The organism is Halorubrum sp. SS7, assembly GCF_005435055.1.
GTDB classification, from domain to species: domain Archaea; phylum Halobacteriota; class Halobacteria; order Halobacteriales; family Haloferacaceae; genus Halorubrum; species Halorubrum salinarum.
In genome coordinates this window covers 1-241 of the sequence record NZ_SGXV01000607.1, presented here as the reverse complement: position 1 = coordinate 241, position 241 = coordinate 1, and the positions used below count along the sequence as shown (strand labels likewise).

Annotated in this window: 1 pseudogene; it reads left to right on the top strand. The window is 64.7% G+C overall.

The annotated features are described in order from the left end of the window. Window positions 1-241 (top strand): annotated as a pseudogene (locus tag EXE44_RS19310) (potassium transporter); the annotation flags it as partial.

Below are 241 nucleotides of genomic sequence, written 5' to 3'. Positions count from 1 at the left end.
TCATCCCGGCGTCGGTCGCGACCCTGTTCGCGGTCGAACTCCAGAACGCCGGCGAGTCCGAGGCCGCCACGCTTCTGGTGGGGACCGTCTTTCTCGTCATATTCTCGACCGTCGCGTTACAAGGCGGACTGGCTCGCCGGATCGCGGAATACCTAGACGTGATACCAATGCGTGTACTCATCATCGGCAGCGGGCGGGTCGGCCGCGAGGTCGCCGCTCGCCTCGAGAGTCGAGGAGAGAA